General features: G+C 44.2%; 21 protein-coding genes. 12 read left to right on the forward strand and 9 right to left on the reverse strand.

Going from position 1 to position 17,766, the window contains the following annotated elements; genetic code table 11:
- The first annotated feature begins 53 nt into the window (after window positions 1-53).
- The 5 genes from AB669_RS21670 to AB669_RS19650 all read left to right on the forward strand — a co-directional run bounded on the left by AB669_RS21670 (window position 54) and on the right by AB669_RS19650 (window position 3,122).
- Entirely contained in the window at window positions 54-701 is a 648-nt protein-coding gene (locus tag AB669_RS21670) for a DUF6266 family protein (RefSeq protein ID WP_053058493.1), read from the forward strand.
- Between the two features lie 107 nt (window positions 702-808).
- On the forward strand, window positions 809-1,183 hold the full coding sequence (locus AB669_RS21675) for a hypothetical protein (RefSeq protein ID WP_156166809.1): 375 nt from the start codon (window positions 809-811) through the stop codon (window positions 1,181-1,183).
- Entirely contained in the window at window positions 1,102-1,650 is a 549-nt protein-coding gene (locus AB669_RS19640; protein ID WP_231582719.1) for a peptidoglycan-binding protein, read from the forward strand. The genes AB669_RS21675 and AB669_RS19640 overlap by 82 nt, the downstream gene beginning before the upstream one ends.
- Window positions 1,647-2,087: a hypothetical protein gene (locus AB669_RS19645; protein ID WP_047801056.1), complete on the forward strand. Its 441-nt coding sequence runs from the start codon at window positions 1,647-1,649 to the stop codon at window positions 2,085-2,087. The genes AB669_RS19640 and AB669_RS19645 overlap by 4 nt, the downstream gene beginning before the upstream one ends.
- Window positions 2,088-2,147: 60 nt before the next feature.
- On the forward strand, window positions 2,148-3,122 hold the full coding sequence (locus tag AB669_RS19650) for an SDR family oxidoreductase (RefSeq protein ID WP_047801057.1): 975 nt from the start codon (window positions 2,148-2,150) through the stop codon (window positions 3,120-3,122).
- A gap of 98 nt (window positions 3,123-3,220) precedes the next feature.
- On the opposite strand, the gene AB669_RS19655 is transcribed toward AB669_RS19650, so the two are convergent.
- The 4 genes from AB669_RS19655 to AB669_RS19670 all read right to left on the reverse strand — a co-directional run bounded on the left by AB669_RS19655 (window position 3,221) and on the right by AB669_RS19670 (window position 8,787).
- The gene (locus AB669_RS19655; RefSeq protein WP_047801058.1) at window positions 3,221-4,501 is read right to left on the reverse strand and encodes a PepSY domain-containing protein; all 1,281 of its coding nucleotides are present in this window, start codon (window positions 4,499-4,501) and stop codon (window positions 3,221-3,223) included.
- A gap of 28 nt (window positions 4,502-4,529) precedes the next feature.
- Window positions 4,530-7,013 carry a TonB-dependent receptor gene (locus AB669_RS19660; protein WP_053058495.1) on the reverse strand — a complete coding sequence of 828 codons (2,484 nt, stop codon included), beginning with the start codon at window positions 7,011-7,013 and terminating at the stop codon, window positions 4,530-4,532.
- Window positions 7,014-7,352: 339 nt separating this feature from the next.
- On the reverse strand, window positions 7,353-7,847 hold the full coding sequence (locus AB669_RS19665) for a hypothetical protein (protein ID WP_047801059.1): 495 nt from the start codon (window positions 7,845-7,847) through the stop codon (window positions 7,353-7,355).
- An 85-nt stretch (window positions 7,848-7,932) separates the two neighbouring features.
- Window positions 7,933-8,787, reverse strand: a complete 855-nt coding sequence (locus tag AB669_RS19670; RefSeq protein ID WP_047801060.1) for an AraC family transcriptional regulator — start codon at window positions 8,785-8,787, stop codon at window positions 7,933-7,935.
- A 279-nt stretch (window positions 8,788-9,066) separates the two neighbouring features.
- Between AB669_RS19670 and AB669_RS19680 the strand changes: the two genes are divergently transcribed.
- The 7 genes from AB669_RS19680 to AB669_RS19710 all read left to right on the forward strand — a co-directional run bounded on the left by AB669_RS19680 (window position 9,067) and on the right by AB669_RS19710 (window position 14,713).
- Entirely contained in the window at window positions 9,067-9,903 is an 837-nt protein-coding gene (locus AB669_RS19680) for an SDR family NAD(P)-dependent oxidoreductase (protein ID WP_047801062.1), read from the forward strand.
- Between the two features lie 58 nt (window positions 9,904-9,961).
- Window positions 9,962-10,882 carry an AraC family transcriptional regulator gene (locus tag AB669_RS19685; protein WP_047801119.1) on the forward strand — a complete coding sequence of 307 codons (921 nt, stop codon included), beginning with the start codon at window positions 9,962-9,964 and terminating at the stop codon, window positions 10,880-10,882.
- Between the two features lie 289 nt (window positions 10,883-11,171).
- Entirely contained in the window at window positions 11,172-11,600 is a 429-nt protein-coding gene (locus tag AB669_RS19690; RefSeq protein WP_047801063.1) for a LexA family transcriptional regulator, read from the forward strand.
- Window positions 11,584-12,828, forward strand: a complete 1,245-nt coding sequence (locus tag AB669_RS19695; protein ID WP_047801064.1) for a Y-family DNA polymerase — start codon at window positions 11,584-11,586, stop codon at window positions 12,826-12,828. The genes AB669_RS19690 and AB669_RS19695 overlap by 17 nt, the downstream gene beginning before the upstream one ends.
- Window positions 12,829-12,866: 38 nt before the next feature.
- Window positions 12,867-13,571 (forward strand): SOS response-associated peptidase, encoded by a 705-nt coding sequence (locus AB669_RS19700; RefSeq protein WP_197082448.1) that lies wholly within the window; start codon window positions 12,867-12,869, stop codon window positions 13,569-13,571.
- Window positions 13,572-13,592: 21 nt separating this feature from the next.
- Complete coding sequence (locus AB669_RS19705) at window positions 13,593-14,216, forward strand: alpha-ketoglutarate-dependent dioxygenase AlkB (RefSeq protein ID WP_047801065.1); 624 nt, start codon at window positions 13,593-13,595, stop codon at window positions 14,214-14,216.
- Window positions 14,213-14,713, forward strand: coding sequence for a hypothetical protein (locus tag AB669_RS19710; protein WP_047801066.1), 501 nt, complete (start codon window positions 14,213-14,215; stop codon window positions 14,711-14,713). The genes AB669_RS19705 and AB669_RS19710 overlap by 4 nt, the downstream gene beginning before the upstream one ends.
- Before the next feature lie 63 nt (window positions 14,714-14,776).
- Here the strand turns inward: AB669_RS19710 and AB669_RS19715 are convergent, their stop codons facing one another.
- The 5 genes from AB669_RS19715 to AB669_RS19735 all read right to left on the reverse strand — a co-directional run bounded on the left by AB669_RS19715 (window position 14,777) and on the right by AB669_RS19735 (window position 17,751).
- Window positions 14,777-14,968: a cold-shock protein gene (locus AB669_RS19715; RefSeq protein ID WP_047801067.1), complete on the reverse strand. Its 192-nt coding sequence runs from the start codon at window positions 14,966-14,968 to the stop codon at window positions 14,777-14,779.
- Window positions 14,969-15,171: 203 nt separating this feature from the next.
- Entirely contained in the window at window positions 15,172-15,693 is a 522-nt protein-coding gene (locus AB669_RS19720; protein WP_047801068.1) for an STM3941 family protein, read from the reverse strand.
- A gap of 113 nt (window positions 15,694-15,806) precedes the next feature.
- The gene (locus AB669_RS19725) at window positions 15,807-16,889 is read right to left on the reverse strand and encodes an AI-2E family transporter (protein ID WP_047801069.1); all 1,083 of its coding nucleotides are present in this window, start codon (window positions 16,887-16,889) and stop codon (window positions 15,807-15,809) included.
- 41 nt (window positions 16,890-16,930) lie between these two features.
- Entirely contained in the window at window positions 16,931-17,542 is a 612-nt protein-coding gene (locus tag AB669_RS19730; protein ID WP_047801070.1) for a class I SAM-dependent methyltransferase, read from the reverse strand.
- Entirely contained in the window at window positions 17,542-17,751 is a 210-nt protein-coding gene (locus AB669_RS19735) for a hypothetical protein (RefSeq protein WP_047801071.1), read from the reverse strand. Before AB669_RS19735 ends, AB669_RS19730 begins: the two co-directional genes overlap by 1 nt.
- Window positions 17,752-17,766: the final 15 nt, after the last annotated feature.

The following is a 17,766-nucleotide window of genomic DNA, read 5'->3' on the forward strand; positions in this document are numbered from 1 at the left end:
CGGCAATCAGTACCATCGAGTTAATTAATTTTTTTATTTAATCCTTTAAAACAATGGGACTTATTAAACAGGGAATCCTTGGTGGATTCCGCAAGAAAACAGGAACAGTAGTGGGTGCTTACTGGCGTTCATTAGATGTAATCAGGGGATTGCCCCGCAGTAGCGGTAAGGCGCCTACTCAAAAACAATTGATGCAGCAGGCGAAGTTTGGTTTGGTTACCGGATTTTTAAGCAACTTCAGTGCTTTGATTGATCGTGGTTTTGGTGCTTCAGGTGAGGTGTCTACACCGATGAATGTGGCGGTGGCCTGGCACCTGAAAAATGCAGTTATTGGCGACTATCCGGATTATGAGATCGACCTGAGTATGCTTCGTTTCAGCAATGGTAAACTGGAAATGCCAGCAGAATTTCTGGTAGAGCCGGAAGCAGGCGGTGTGGTTAACATTGGATGGTCTCATACGGAGGCCGACGATAAGTACATCGACGGTACGGATAGCTTGAGTGTATTGGTGTATAACACAGTGAAATCTAAATTCATGAGGTTTTCATTGGTAGCACCACGCTCGGCTAAAACCTATAGCCTGCAATTACCAGCAAGCTTTGTGGGAGATGCGGTGCAGATTTATGTGGCCTTTAGCTCTACGATTAAGGCTTACACGAACAGCGATAGTGCCAACATTTCCGAACTGACGGTGGTGTAACCTTCCAATTATTTATTCTGATTACCGCCCGGCCAGTCTGAGAGATGCTAAAAGCAACAAAGGCAGAAGTGCCGGGCGGTATTTTATTCAACTTTAAATTATTCATTATGAAAACTTTATTATTTCAGCTCCGTAAAGGAGATTTATTATTTCGTGTTTTTCTCGTGCTACTGGTGGCATCAGTATTAACAACTGCCTGGCGGGTGTTACCCCTGTTGCTGGGCACTGGCGATGCTACCGTAGGACTGGTAGACGCCGGTATATGGCAACTCGCATTTTTCAGTTTGATTTGCTGGTTCTGTCTGTTGATGTTATCACTTGGCTTGTTTACCCTTTTGCGAAAGCAACTCGCATTACCCTCAGTTCATTTTATGGTTTCACAATTCAAAAATTTACAATCATGGCAACAGTTAAGTTTTTATTATGCCTGTTTTGCGCTGCTGTTATTGGCTGGAGTGGGTTGTTTGGTAGCCGTGTTTTAAATCCGGAATTGCGTGTACAGCCCACACGTCAGCTGATCCTTCAGGTTGCTGAGAGTCAGCTGGGAATTCATGAAGCCACCGGCCACAACGATGGTGAAGTGGTAGAAAGATACCTCCTTTATACGGGCAATACCAAAGGCGATCCCTGGTGTGCTTCATTTGTGAGCTGGGTGTACGGGCAAGCGGGTTGCCGGCAACCCCGAACCGCCTGGAGCCCATCCTTGCTTCCGCTCAGCAAACGCACCAGCAATCCTGAGCCAGCCGATGTATTTGGCGTTTATTTTCCGGGCCTTAAGCGCATCGCTCATTGTGGTATAGTAAAAATGCAACGCGGCTCATGGATCATTACCGTGGAGGGAAACACCAATGTTGCCGGGAGCCGCGAGGGTGATGGGGTGTACAGCAAGTACCGGCATATCCGCACCATCAAATATTTTGCCAGCTGGCTGAAAGGGAACAAGTCATGAAGCATTTATTATTACTGTTGGCAGCCTGCCTGGTGGCCTGCACTACTTTACGGAAAGATGCCGCGAATGCTTCATTAACTGCAAGTAGCAACCTGCAAACCGAACTGATAGCTACGCGGCAATGGACGGCAATGAGTAACGATAGCAGCGATAGCGAATTGCAATGGCACATTTGGCCGAAAGGTATCGTTTTTTATTCGCCCGATAGTGGTTTTAAAGGAGAGGTAGAAATGATGGAACTTTGGAAAAGGGATAGTCGAAAGGTGGAAACAAAAACGACAGGAGTGGCTATGGTAACACAGAAACAACAGGCGCAGCAAAGGATAAAGGAAAAGAAGGCAGCTGTGAATAGTACGAAGGTTGGAATTGCCTGGTGGTACTGGGTAGCGGGTGGGCTGGTTTTGGTAGCTTGGCTGTGGTGGAAAGTGGGGAGATAAGCCAATGAAACTTTTTTCCTGTCCTGGTGTTGAATAGTCAGTTATTTAACAACCGGAAAGATGGAATTCAACAGCGCAACACTTAAAAACAAAACGGCGGTCATCACGGGCGCTTCGAGCGGGGTAGGACTGGCAACTGCTGAGGCTTTTGCTAAAGCAGGTTGCAATCTGGTTATCGCGGCCAGGGGAGAAGAAGCATTATCAAACGCGGCAAGCCGTTGCTTAAGTTATGGTGTATCGGTAAAGGTTGTGCCCACCGATGTTTCTGATTACGATCAGGTAACTCACCTGGTGAATGAGGCCCTGGCTGTTAACGGTGCAATCGATTTCTGGGTAAATAATGCAGGTGTAATGGCCAGTGGCAAATTTGAGGAAATTCCCATTGAAGTGAGCCATCAGGTGGTTAAAACTAATCTTTTTGGCTACATGAATGGTGCACATGCAGTGCTCCCGGTTTTTAAAAAGCAGGGAAGAGGTGTGCTGATTAACAATGTTTCTATCGGGGGATTTATGCCGGCGCCTTACAGTGCAGCTTATTCAGCAACTAAATTCGGAATTAAAGGGATGATGGAATGCCTGCAGGGGGAGCTGTCTGACGAGGCCGATATTCATGTATGTAACCTTTATCCGCAACTTCAACGCTCAACAGGAAATATGCATTCTGCGAAATACTCCGGACTCGAATTCAAAGTTCCCCCTACGGCAGCCGATCCGCGTGATACTGCGGAACAACTGCTTAGCCTTGCCATTCACCCCAGAAAAGACAAATTTCCGGATTTCCAGTCATGGGCATTAAAAACAATGCATGGTGTTTTTCCTCGCCTGCTGGTGAACACGGCTTCTGCCGGAATGCGGGTATTGATGAAAATCAAACAAGGCGCGCCTACTTCGGGCAACATCCTTAACCACTCGGATAAACCTTACAAAATTTATGGTGAAACAAGCCTTCCTGTGCCATCACGCAAAACAAAAGTTGCATTGGGCTTAGGGGTATTGGCGCTGATTGGTGTGCTGATATCAGCGCGGAAGGATTAGTATTCGTTGACGCTATCGGAGTTAAAAAAACATTAGTGTTAATATGGTCAACAGCACTTATAACAAAGCCCCGGACTTTTGGTTCCGGGGCTTTGTGTTTATATTTCTACAAGTACTTTTTCTTGTGATTTGGAAGGGACCGCATCGGGTTCCCTGGTCAGGCTTTTCTCCGGCTGTTTACGCTTTTTCTTAAACTTCCGGCCGTACCATACCAGAAATCCGGTAATGGGTAAACTGGCGCCAATAAGTGAAGCCAGTAAGGCCATCACCTTACCCGGAAATCCCAGGATACTGCCTACATGGATATCGTAATTCATCTTTCGCAATTTCTGCCCGAAGGAGGCCTGCGCATAGGTTACTGAATAGGCATCTTGTCGCTTTAACTCCTTCAGGTTATGTTGGTCAAAAGTGTAGCCCTGACTATTATAAAACTGCCCTTTATTGGGGTACACGGTGATGTTGATGGCGGCTTTAGCATCGGACGTATCTGCGAAGCTATAATAAAAACCCATTGATTTAGGGTGGCGCGCAATGACCTGTTCCCAGGCCAGATCCATTGCTTTTTCGGGCGCATAACCTGTTCCTTTTAAGGTGGAATCTGAGCTCAAACGTTTGAATTCGGCCAGCTTATCGCCACCTGAACTAACCCAGTACAAGCCTTCACTATACCATTTAATACCATACACCATCCCGGTAAGGGCAATAGCCGCCAGGAACAACAACGCATAGAAGCCCATTACGTTGTGAAGATCGAGGTTTACCCGTTTAAAAGAGGCTCCCCATTTAATCTTGAAACTCTTATCACGCGTTGATTTATTCCATTTCTTTGGGTACCACCAGATCAGTCCGGTGATAAGTAAAACAACAAAGATTAACGTGCCGTAGTTCACTATGGGACGCCCGATTTCGGAAGGCATCCATAGAAAGCGGTGGCCGTTTAAAATGAACCGGAAGAAATCGGATTCACCGGGTTTGTGCTCCTCGGTACTAATTACCTCGCCCGTATAAGGATTTACTTTGAGGATGGTATTTCCCGTACGACGATCGCCCAGACCGGCATTAGCCGCCCGTAAATTTAAGTTGATGGCCCGGCCTTGCTGGTAATTGGCATAGGAGGGTGCCTTTTCCGGGTAAAGCTGCGCCGCGATCTGCATCAGTTCAGAGGGTTTAACAACAGGCCGATCTTGCCAGTCTACCTTAGTTTCAGGCTCGAGCAAACCGGTGATCTCTTCATTGAATACCCAGATGCAACCGGTGAGGCATACAATTAGTACAATGACGCCTGATATTAACCCCAGCCACAAGTGCAGCCAGTTGTTGACGCGCTTAAATGGCGTATCTTTTTGCTTCTTTTTTCCGGGGCCTTGATTCTTCGTCATTGTACTTTTTTTTATAAATCAGATCAGCTTATTTAAACCTGTAAGTAAGGCTCAATCTCGCATTGCGTGGAACCTCGTAGATGTAGGTATAGTAAGAAACCGATGTGGCAGTTTCAGTGGCTAGTTTGGTATAGGATCCCTGCGTCAGCAACCGGCGATCCATCAGGTTATTTACTACCGCTGCGATGGTTATTTTACCTTTCTCATATGAAACACCTGCATCGAAACGGTAATAATCAGGCAGCATCAACGGAACAGAAGTTGATCCGGCGTAACGGTCCAGTTGGATCTGGTAACCCGCACTTAATCCAAAACCGTTCAGCAACGACCCTTGTTTCTGGTAGCGGTAAGATAACCAGCCATTGGTAATGTGCTTGGCAGAGTTAGGCGTATTCCTGCCTATTAATTCAGGTTTAGCATCTTCACTGATGGTGGCATCGGTAAACGCGTAGTTTAACACGAGATTCAGGCCACGGGTAATTTCACCGTTTACATCCAGTTCAATACCTTTTGAGATGACGCCGCCCAATTGAATCTGTGCATTTGGATTTAAAGCCAGGTGTGCCGGGTCGAGGTCGGCAGTTAATACATTAGACTTTTTGATGCGGAAAGCAGCCGCCGTTACGTTCCATCTGCCATCGAAGAAATCTTTCTTTAAACCCAGTTCGATGTTATTACCGCGGATAGGCTTGAAAGGATTTCCGGCATAGTCCTGACCGGCAACAGGCAGGAAGCTCTGATCGTAAAGGGTATAGGCACTGAAATCTTTCGCAACGGTAACACTTAAACCAGCCCTCGGACTGAAAACATTATCGGATATTTGTGTAAGGTTGGTTTTACCCACGGTTACTGCATGTGTAAAACGACCGGCTAAGGTTAAACGCACACGTCCATCCAGCATGCGGAGTTCATCCTGTAAGTAAGCACCGGTATAAGTGAGGTTAGTGGCATATACATTTGATCCCGAACGGTTCTGAATACTGCGTGAACGATCGAAAACAGGGATATTACCGAAAGGAATACCATACACCGGATTGTAAATATTAAAGGTTGCATTATTTGCCAACTGCAGATCAGGTTTGGTTACGCTGGAGAAATCGCCCCAGGTTTTCAGGTTACCCATATCTAGTCCGCCGAGAATGCGGTGCACAACAGCGCCCGTAGCCACGTCGCCCATCAAGCTTACCTGTAGGTTTTTGTTAATGGCCAGCTCCTCACTGATATTGAGGTAACGCTTCATATCGCCATTGGCTGCGATGGTGGATGGCCATGGGGTACCGCCATCTAAACCATAACGGAGATAGGCTGCCTGCGCATTGATTTTCCAGTCTTTGTTTAAACGGTGGCTGAAATAAAGGGTGGCATTGTGGTCATAAAGCTTTGCCGGGTCCAGTGCCGGGTCGCCCAGAAAGAAACTGGGATCGGTATCTGCGAAACCTTTTGGCGAAAAACCATATGTGCCCAGTGCCTGTGCCTCCACGTGTTGTGTAGTATATTCAGCGGTGACTAAGGTATTGCTGTCGATTTGATAGCTGATTACTGGCGCGATGATATATTTATCGGTGTAATTGTATTTGTTGTAACTGTCTTTAGATTGTGCGGCCACATTCAGGCGGAATAATAACTTGCCATCGCGACTTAATTTCCCATCGAGGTCTACAGCTGCGCGTGCCAGGTTATAACCACCGGCCGCTACACTTACCGAACTGTTGTTTTGACCGGTAGGTTTCTTGGTAACCACATTATAAATACCGCCGGGCTCGCCGTTGGCCATCATAAAGCCAGATGGGCCTTTCACGAATTCAATGCGGTCAATGGTTGCCGCATCGTCGGCCAATGGTCCCCATGGCATTTTTTGGTTCATCCCGTTGCGGAAGGCAGGAATACTGGTACCGCGCATAAAAATATTGGCATATTGTGCATCCCAGTGGCCTACGCGTAACGTACCGCTCACATTTCTGGTGATGCCATCAACAATATCAAAAACCTGCTGATCAGCCAGTACCTTGCCGGTTACCACCTGGATGTTCTGAGGTACTTCGATCAGCGGTGATTGTAAACGCAATGAAGGCGAAACTTTATCTACTTTATATTTTTTCTTATTGGTGTTTACCTGTACCTCGTTTAATTCCGAATGATTTTCTTTTAACGAAAAATCGGCAATAATGGTACTGCGGGAGGAAACATGGATCTGTTTTTCCTTTGGAAAAAGGCCGACTGCTGAAACCACAAGGGTATAATCGCCAACCGGTACACGTCGGATCTGGTATAAGCCATCCTCGTCGGTAACCGCGCCCAGGCGGGTGCCTTTCAACACTACCGTTACATTTGCAGCTACGCCACCATCAGCAGTGGTGATCCGGCCTCTCACTACTCCGGTTTGTTCGTCATTGCGGTACTTCGGAAGACTAGCTGTATTATAAATGGCTGTCAGATCATGAGCAGAACTGGCCTGAACTGCAAATATTGCGGTGCAGCACACACCTAAGCGTAAGATTTTCTTAAATTGCATTTACTTTTAATTTGATGTTAGAAGTTGTTGGGCTTAGCGCCCTAACGCCACACGGGGTCGGATCCGTGTGGCATTTTTTGCAAAGTTAAGTTTATTGAGAATAAATCCAAATAAAGTTCCCAAATTGAGAATTGGGTTGAAGTTGAGGAGGGAGTTGCAGACTGGCTGGGTTTGGGAAGAGGAGGATCGAGGGTAAGCATCTATTTTATGCTCTTCGACAGTTAAGATAGCTTATGAATACTCGCAGCCTGATTACATAAATGCTTTCAATAGTTACGCAAAAATTCCTGCCCAATATTTGAACAGGAACTTGGAGGCTAAATCTTGTTTGGGCAATTTTTAAGGCTTAACAGCCCTGTTTAATTTTCTTTGCATTAAAAACTGTAGAACTGAACCAGCAATAAACAATACCAGCAAAACCAATAGCGTTCGAGCAATAATTGGATCGGTGGGGCTTTTTGCTAAGGGGTGCCCAAGTGGCACACGGGTAAAGGTTTCGTTAACGGTAGGTATCCATGATAGGAAAAAGCTTAAGGATAGCAGGAAGTTCTCTACATATCGAAGCGTTTTATTAAATTGTTTGCGGCTGAAAAGGAAGTACGCTACAACAACCATAATCAGGATAAATATTGAAAATACATGACCGGCATTAAAGCCGCCGTGTTTGGAAATGCCTAATGCAGTTAAGGAGGTGATGACGGTGCCAAGGGCATATATTTTGCCCGATGTTTCTGCTAGATTGATTTTTCCATATTTAAGGTAAGATACAATTGCCGCAACAATGGCTGTTACCCCTATAACGGTATGAAAAATTCCTAATGACGATAATCCCATGTTTTTTGATGTTTAATTGTTTTGTCGTTATTGACAATGCAAATATGGGTTAGAAAACAAAAAAGCTTTTTGCGATTTGGTTCAATTATTTGGCGATTTGGTTCAACCTGTAATTGCTGGGTGGAAGGCCAAATTTATCACTAAAACTCCTGGTGAAATTGGCTAATTCACTAAATCCACATTCAAAAGCGATATCTGTAATGCGCATATTAGAAACGACGAGAAGCTCAGCCGCTTTTTCAAGTCGCTTGCTTTTAATATAGTTGCCCGGAGTATCATTGTAGTGTTTGGCAAACTCCCGCTTAAAAGATGATAAACTCAGGTTGCAATAATCGGCCAGTTCATTGAGCGTGATGTGGGCAAATAGATTGGCTTCAATAATTTGTTTGAAGGAGTAAACGGTAGGCGAGAACAACTGCGCCAAAATCATTTGTACAGCATCGGCACTCTTAGTCTGAGATAGTAAAATGATGATCTCCTTCAATTTCAACACCAGAATATCCTCATTTACCAGCATGGGATTTTCGAAATAAAACAATAACCCTTCTATGTACCGGTGAATTAAAAAATCGTTGTTAATCCTTTCGCTGGTTTTATTCGAAACCCTGTTTTTTGGCTGTTGCAAAAGTTTTGGCAATTCCCTGTCGTAAATTTTCTTTAGAATATCCGGGTGGAAATGTACAATAACCAGTTTATTTTGGCTGGTAGCCGTGGAGTTGCTCATTTGATTGCCTACTGTTCGGCAATTTAGCAGTACAGATTCCGTGTTGCCAACCTTAAATTGCTTCTCGTCTATTTTGTATTGTATTTCGTTGTCGAGCATATAATGAAAACAGGCGTTATCTGCTGCAGGCATTTCGTGAACAAAAGGCTGCTTCAATACCAAAACTTCTAATAACGTTTTGCCAAATAAATCATATTGCTGGTGTTCGATGACCATCTGTAGTTGAGCTTTATCAAATATAGATATTAGTTTTGATGATGCTCACACTTTTGGCAGCCTGTCTGGCGGCCTGCAGTAATTTACGGAAAGACAGTATAAATGGTATTCAGCTTATAATGGCGGATCTGTCCATCGGAAAGCTTGATCTAAAGGGGGGAAGATTTTGCAATCTTAAGGGGATAAATGTTCCGCTATTAGCCTACAAAAATCTGCGCTTTGCCTACAAATGCAGAGGCAGGTCTCACTAATTTTGTCGTGTAGAAATAAATAAATATTATGGAACAGCAAAATAGAGTATGGTTTATCACCGGGTCATCCCGTGGTTTCGGGCGTGTATGGACAGAAGCAGCATTAAAACGTGGCGATAAAGTAGTGGCTACAGCAAGGAAGCTGGAGAGCATTTCTGATTTCAGCGAAAAGTATGGCGACCAGGTATTGCCGCTGGAGTTGGACGTAACAAAACCGGATCAGGTTAAAGAAGCAGTTCAAAAAGCTCATATACATTTTGGAAAACTTGATATTGTGCTAAACAACGCAGGTTATTCATTAGTGGGCACTATTGAGGAAGCAACTGCAGATGAAATCCGGGCTTTGTATGAAACCAACATTATTGGTCCGGTAAGCGTAATTCAGGCGGCGTTGCCCATCTTGAGGGCACAAGGTTCTGGCCATATCTTAGGAACTTCAAGTAACATCGGGCATTTCACTTTGCCGGTTTTGGGATATTACAGCTCTTCAAAATGGGCATTTGAGGCCATCCACGAAAGCCTTGCAGAAGAGGTAAAGCAGTTTAAAATCAAAGTCACCATTATTGAACCAGGAGCATATGCTACCGAATTCGGTAGTCAGGAATCATTAAAGTTCGCAGGCAATATTGAGGCGTACACAGCGCTGAAGACAGAATTTATTAAAAACCTTTCGTCCTTTGAGCAGGGAGATCCTAATGCAACGGCACAAGCGCTTTTTAAAGTTGTAGATGCTGAAAACCCACCGTTGCGTTTTAATATGGGAAGCCATAATCTTCCATTGATCAAGGGGGTTTATGCAGAACGTATTGCCTTATGGGAATTGTGGGATGAAGTTTCAAAATCAGCACAGGGTAATAAGGGATAATTTTAAATAAAACCGGTTATTTTAATAGCCGGTTTTATTATCTTTAATGGAAGAATTTATGAAAAAAGAGGAACAGGCACCTACAAAGTTTAAATCACTTAGAGAAGCACATCTATTTTTCGACCTGCCGGAACCCAGGCATCCGCTGGTTAGCATGATAAACGAAGTGCATAGTTTTATGCCACCTGATAAACTTCACCATCGCCATGTGCTGGGTTTTTACAAGATATCATATAAACCAAGGTTAAGTGGCAAAGTAGAATACGGACAGGATTACTATGACTTTGATCAGGGCGGACTATTATTTGCTGCACCTGGTCAGATTATCGGAGGTAAAGGTTCTGAAGATTCTGCCTGTTCTCAGTTTTCATTGTTTATACACCCCGACTTCTTTTTAGGCTACCCGCTTGCTAAAAAGATAAAGCAGTTTGGTTTCTTCTCCTATTCCATTAAAGAGACGTTACATCTCTCGGAAGAAGAAAAAAATACAATCCTTTCTATATTTAGTTTTATCGAAAATGAATTGAATGCTAGGATAGACGATTTCAGCCACGATGTGATCATATCACAGTTTGAATTACTATTTAACTATGCCAATCGTTTTTATAAAAGACAATTCATTACCCGAAAGGCAGTAGGGGGTAATGTGCTTGAGAGATTCGAGACCTTATTGGATGTCTATTTTAAGGATGATTTGGCTTTGAAATTTGGGTTACCCTCTGTTTCATACTTTGCAGACAAGCTAAATCTTTCTTCGAGTTATTTAACTGATATGCTCCGTTCGCTAACCGGACAAAGTACGCAGCAGCATATACATGAAAGACTGATCATTGAATCCAAACAGATGCTCTCAACCACAAACCTTTCTGTAGGAGAGGTTGCATATGCACTGGGATTTGAGCATCCTCAATCGTTCAATAATCTGTTTAAGTCCAAAACGACAATTTCTCCAATGGAATTCAGAAGGTCGTTCAATTGATTGTTACTAAAATACAGCATCTTTTTACTTGCCGGATCAATCTGGCAAGGTTGAGTCGATTGAGCATTTCCTTAAATGAACCGGAGGAATTCCTGAGCTTGCATCTTATGCCGCTAAATCCTAACCATCAAAAGGTCAAACGTTTTTAGGAAGCAGGGCAAAGTTTTGGTAACAGACACCTGTACCTGGATTATTCTTATTGGTTGTTTTATTTCTCTAATAAAATTAGCTTTAAATTAAATTTGCTAAAATAATTAGTATAAATTTGTTGTGGTAAAGCAATGGATGTATGATCAGGTCGTTTGAGAAAAGAGCAGAGCAAAAGATTTCGGGATTTCAGTCTCCGGCGGCAGATTACCTGGAAGGACGACTGGATATTGCTGAAAAGCTGGTGGTTGATCCGCATACAACCTTTTACTTTAAGATGGAGGGTGATGCAATGCGTTCATTCGGCATTGATGCAGGAGATATCCTGGTGGTAGACCGTTCATTGAAAGTTTGTGCCGGTGCAGTAGTAATTGCCTTTATTTCCGGCTGTTTTTCCTGCAGGATGTACATGGTGATTGGCGGGGAGGCCGCTTTGCGAAATGATAAAGGCGATACGCTGGAAAAGGACATGTCGGAAATTTCCATCTGGGGTGTGGTAACGGCGATTTGCCGGGGCATGCTGCCGGCAGGATTAAAGCAGGGGAGGTACAGGGATGTTTGCACTTTGTGACTGTAATAACTTTTATGCTTCTGCCGAGCGTTTGTTTCGCCCCGAACTCAATGGTTTGCCGATTGTGGTGCTGAGCAATAATGATGGCTGCGTGATTGCCAGGAGTGAGGAAGCAAAAGCCTGTGGTATTAAAATGGGTGATCCGGAGTTTTTGGTTCGCGATCTGATTAAAAAGTTCGATATCCAGGTGTTTTCCAGCAACTATGTATTGTATGGGGATATGAGTGAGCGGGTGATGCATAACCTGGCCAGATGGTTTCCGAGATTGGATGTGTATTCGATTGATGAAGCTTTTGGATGGCTGGGCGGGGTTTCGGATTTAGCAACTTATGTGCCCAGGATCAGGAAATCGGTGGTCAGGAACTCGGGTATTCCGGTTTCGATTGGTGTTGCACCTTCTAAAACACTGGCCAAGCTGGCCAATAAACTGGCCAAGAAAAACAATGGGGTAATGGTGCTGGATACGGATGAAAAGATAACCGCTGCAGTCCATGATTTTCCGGTGCACGACCTTTGGGGCGTGGGACGCCAGTATTATAAAAAGTTTGAAGAGTTGAAAATTGAAACTGCTGGTCAGCTGCGTGACATGCCAGAAATGTGGTTTAAGCAACACATGACCATTATTGGTCAGCGAATGTGGAATGAGCTTTGGGGAAGGCCGGCCATACCGATTGATGCAGTACGCGAAAGTACCAAAGGGGTAACCGTGAGCCGCTCGTTTAGAAATTATATTGAGCAGCCAGACATCCTGGCGGAAGCCGTGACGCTTTATGCCACAAGACTGGCCGAGAAGCTGCGTGCTCAGGGACTTCGCTGCCTGTATCTGCAGGTGTTTTTATATACCAATGAGAACAGGGAAGATCATCCGCAACATTTTCCCTCGCATACCCACAAGCTGCTGATTGCGAGCAATAATACCTCCGATCTGGTGAAAATCGCCGTAACGGTATCGGCCCGGCTTTTTAAGTACGGCATGAAGTATCGTAAGGCGGGGGTGATTGCTACTGGACTGGTACCAGAATCGGAATTACAGCTGAATATTTTTTCTGCACACGATGGTGGAAAGAAGGACAGGGTATCGGAAGTGCTCGATAAACTGAACCTGGCTTATGGCAGGGGAACGCTGCGCATGGCGACGGAAGGATATGAGAAAAAGTGGCGCCTGAAGCATGAGTTTTTGTCGAAGGGTTATACCACCCGCTGGACGGATATTATTAAAGTAAAATAGATTTTTGTTTTAAGGTTTTTGGATAAACGATTCCGGTGTTGCCGGAAAGAAAGGAAAAGAAGATGTGTGGAAGAACATTAATTGGGGAGAGTAAGGCGATGGCGGCCAAAGCCGGCGTGATTTTGGGCGGTGAGGCAAAGGAAAAGGATACCAACCGTCCGCCGGGAACAGATATGCCGGTGATTCTGGATGCGAGGCCCGGCAAACTGCATTACGTGAAATGGGGGCTGATCCCTTCAGGATCAAGAGAAGTACCCAAGTTTGCCACCACGTATTGCCGCATAGAGACCATGCACAGCCTGCCCAGCTACCGGCAGCTGATTGGCCGCAGGCACTGTGTGTTTGTGGTGGAGGGTTTTTATGAGTGGGACCGGAACAGCAAGGTGAAACAACCTTATTTTTTTGAGCGTGTAGACAAAGGTATTATGCTGCTGGCGGGCTTCTGGGACAGCTGGAAAGATCCTAAAACGGGTATTGTGATCCCTTCCTGTACGATGATTATGCAGCCGGCAAATAATTTTATGTCGAAAATACACGACCGGATGCCTTGCCTGCTTTCGCAAAGCGAAAGTGGGATATGGCTGGATAGGGAACTACCTGCATCGGAGCGGCTTAAGGTGCTTCATCCGGTGGATGATTTCCTCCTAAAAGGCTGGCAGGTAGACGCCAAGCTGAATAATGCCAGGAATAAGGACGACGATAATAATAAACCTTCGGGGCCTGACCTGAGCTTGTTTAATTAAATATTTTTACTTTTTGCCAGGATGGAACAACTGAGCTTTTTTGGGATAGCGGGGCAGACAGTGGGCTTGCCCCTGGATGTACTGGAATATCGCTCGGGCTTTATTCCGGAGAGGGAGAGTGATGCCATGCTGGCTGAGCTGATTTCCACTACACCATGGAAACAAAAAGTGGTGAAGTATTACGATAAGGAAGTGATAACGCCAAGGTTATCTGCTTTTTACGGTGATGAGACGCAGGTGGATTATACTGCGCTCGGTAAGTCTGCACCATTGAACTGGACGGAACCTTTGTTGTCATTAAAGGGGCTGGTGGAACCCGTGGCAGGCATTGCCTTCAACAGCGTGTTGCTCAATTATTATCGGGACGGGCAGGATTCAGTAGCCTGGCACAGCGATAATGAAACAGTAATGGGTTCGCATCCGATTATTGCTTCGGTATCTTTCGGACAGGTGCGGAGCTTTGATATCCGGTTGAAGGCCAATCATGCAGTGAAGCATTCCGTGCGACTGGAGCATGGTTCGCTGTTGTTGATGAAGGGTGATTTGCAGCAGAAATGGGACCATAGGATTGCTAAATCCAAAGCCTTTATGCGCCCTAGGTTAAACCTGACTTTCAGGCGAATCATTAATCCTTTAAGCGTATGATCAAATTACATTATATCCACGAGGATGGCGCCTCAGCACTTGGCTTCAGTGCTTATCTGCTTTTGCAGGAGAATAACGGTGAACCGTTTATGATTTTGCGGGATGATGAAATCCTGGGCGAGCTGGATATGAAGGGCGGCTGCTGGAAGGCATCGGGCACATCTGATCTGAACAGAGACTTTTTACAGGCCGTTGGACAGTTTATCGATGCCCAGGCGTTTTCAACTCTACCAGCTATGCTGCTTTCACGTTGGGCGGATGATCTGGAGGAGGTGGTGGTGCAATCGGAAAGCGATTATTTGCTGGTTTGTAAACCGGCAAGGGATTTTGCTTTTTTTGAGCGCATTTTCCGGGAGTTCATCACAGGAATAATCAGAGGTGAGGGGCTATTTAATTTTAAGGTTTTCGATGCAGGCTTTGAAAGGGATTTTGAGCTCAATGTAGAAGCGAAGGCGGTGGATAGGGCTTATGCCGGCCTTGAGAAATGGCAGGTGTAATGAGCAAAAAAAAACATCCGCCTTTTGAGCGGATGTTCTTAACAATTTATGAAGGGTACGATCTTATCCTATCTTAACATTGATTGCGTTCAGGCCTTTTCTGCCCTCTTCTACATCATAGCTTACTGTGTCATTCTCACGAATGTTATCTAGTAAACCAGATACGTGTACAAAAAGTTCTGCATCGCCATTAGCTGGTACGATAAATCCAAAACCTTTTGTCTCATTGAAAAATTTTACTGTTCCTTGTTGCATTATATTTTATTTTAATTATTCTCAAATATACTAAAAATAATTGAAAATCAAAATGTTATATTTTTCATCTTGAGTTGTTGATCAACTGAAATATGCATTTATTAACCACGCATCGCCCAGCAATGGGTTATATCAGCATTCCGGCGATATTTTAAAATTTGGTTGAAGGCGTACGGAATTGAAATATCCTGTAACAGTTTACTTTAAACATGCTCACTTCGGTAATCCTGAATGATGCGCAATAGTTCTTTTGCATCCATATCCAGTTCAGATGCGGTAAGGAAAATCTGGAGGGTATCAGTTGAATCCTGGATACCGGTTACTGCCATCGCCGATAGTTTTTTCTCGATGATTGGCATGTAGTAAGTTGCTCTGCCAACGTGGAGTAATATTAACGTATCCCAACCGGATTTCGTAATGGTGATGTCCTGAATATCTTGCCAGTAGATCAAGCCTGCCGCCTTGCTCACTGCGGTAACCGCTGAGGTAATTCCTTCTTTACTTAGTGTAAGAAGTGGGGCTGACTGGTTTAAAGATAGGAGCATGCGGACGATGACAATGATCAGTATCAGTGCCAATACAGCAGATATTCCAGCCAGTTTGGTGCTGATGTCGCCGGTGAATAAACCAATGCTATACAAAAATACGGCGACCAGGGAAATAAATATGCCCAGGCATATGATGATAAGTTGTGCTGATTTTTTCTTGTTTTTGTAAAATTCCATTCTTTAAATGCGTTTATTTATGCGTCCTGATTTTGAGCATGAATAACTGATAACCTGGCTTTTTGTTTCAGATGGATGTTGGGTTGGGTTAAACCCGGCTGGTGTATTGGGAGTTAGGAATAAATAATTTCCTTCGTCCGGTTTTCAAGTTGCGGATCTTCAGGGAACTGTCGGAGATAAAATTCCTCATAATAGGCTTTGATGATTGCCGCCAATGGTGTGGCAAGCAGTGCACCTGTGAGGCCGAATGCGGTTCCCATAGCCAAAAGCAGAAACAATGAGGACATAGGATGGATGTTCATGGTGGATGACCTCAGCTTCGGCATCAGAAAATCAGAAACAAGTTCGTTAAGTAACAGAAAAAATATTAGACACCAAAATGCCGTTGCCGGACTAACAGAAAGTGCTACCAGAGTGGGAGGAATAGCCATAATATAAAATCCGATTTTGGGAATCAGTTCTGAAAAAAAGGCCAGTGCAGCCCACACCAATGCACCAGGAACATTCATTAATGTTAAAAAACCGTAAACCAGTACGGCCTCGATTGCCCCACCAATCAGGTTAGACTTCATCCAGCCAACAAGCATTACTGAGGTATGTTTCATTGCTTTTTCTGCTTTTTCTCTTTGCTTGACTGGAAATACAGTTAGGTAAAGTTCGACGATAGGTTTTGGATTGCCGACAAAGAAAACCACCATACAAATGAATACGATGAAGACGAAAATACCACCAAGCACTGAAAATGAAAAATTACCGAGCCCCATTACCGTGTTGCCAATGGAAGGCATAGCTGAGGAAATGGAGGCACCTCCCTCATTGATCTCTTTTCTGAGTTCAGGAAATTTCCGGAGTACGGAATCCAGGTAACCTGATACACTGGAATAATATTTTGGAAGGTTTCCAATCAAAACATCCAGCTGGTTACTTAAATGAGGAACCACCATCCAGCCAAGCAGAAGGGTAATGCCAAAAATGATAAAGAATATAATAAGGCAAGCTAACCACCGTTTCATACCTTTCTTTTCGAGGCGACTTACAGGCGCATTGATAATTACCCCCAGAACGATGGCGAAAATCCCCAGAAGTACAACACTAAGTATTTTGTAAAGGAACCAAAGCAGGATCACTAATCCCGCCGTGTAAAGGATAATCGAAGTAACTGTCCGGAATATCCCGTCATTTGATTTGATGCTCATGTGTTAACTTAACCATGGCAACTCTAAAATGTTTTCTTGTTTTAACCGCAAAATCTCGCCATCCACACGTTTGCATGCCCGCAATCCGGATCATTGACGACATGTTTTAATACTTTAAAATGATGTTGTTTTAAAAGCTGACTGTAATTCTCTGTATTCAGTGATGCATGAAACAGATTTTCTCCACCGTTCATTCCCCAGGCTTCTCCAAGTTCTGTTCCGGAAGTAAAAAGTAGGATCCCGTTAATATTCAAATGCTTTTCGAAAAGCTCAAACATAGCTGGCTGATCGTTGATTGGTAAATGGAAAAAGCTATGCCATGCGATGATGGCATCAAACTTTTGATTCAGATGAAGATGACGCATATCCTCTAAAAGAAATTCGCTTTCCGGAAAGTTCTTTCTGGCGATGGAAAGTATTTCCTTGCTGGCATCAACCCCCGTTACTTTCAAGTTCTTGCTGATCAGATATTGTAAAATTGGTTGTCCGGTGCCACAACCCAAATCCAGGACATGCCCATCTGCCGGTATATGGTAGATCAGGTCATCAAGGTGTGCTTTTTCAATCAGCTCAGTTGGTCTGTTTTCAGAAAACCATCCTGCAATTTTATTATATACCAGGTAAACGTTTTCCCTTTCGTCATCCGAAGCCATTATAATTGCAATTCGATAAATACATCGTCGGGGTTTTCTTGTTCGAATATGGTAATAACCTTATCCAGGACAAGCTCCTTTAATGCTGCTGTTAAATCACCAGGTTCCATTCCTACAGCGGATGATGTTTGCGCTAAGCTAAACATTCCCCTTGTTGAATCTTTTAGTTCTTCAGTCAGATACAACCTGACCACTTCTCTGTTCGTCATATCGCTAATATAGTA

The sequence above is a fragment of the Pedobacter sp. BMA genome, from assembly GCF_001027745.1.
Classification (GTDB): Bacteria; Bacteroidota; Bacteroidia; order Sphingobacteriales; family Sphingobacteriaceae; genus Pedobacter.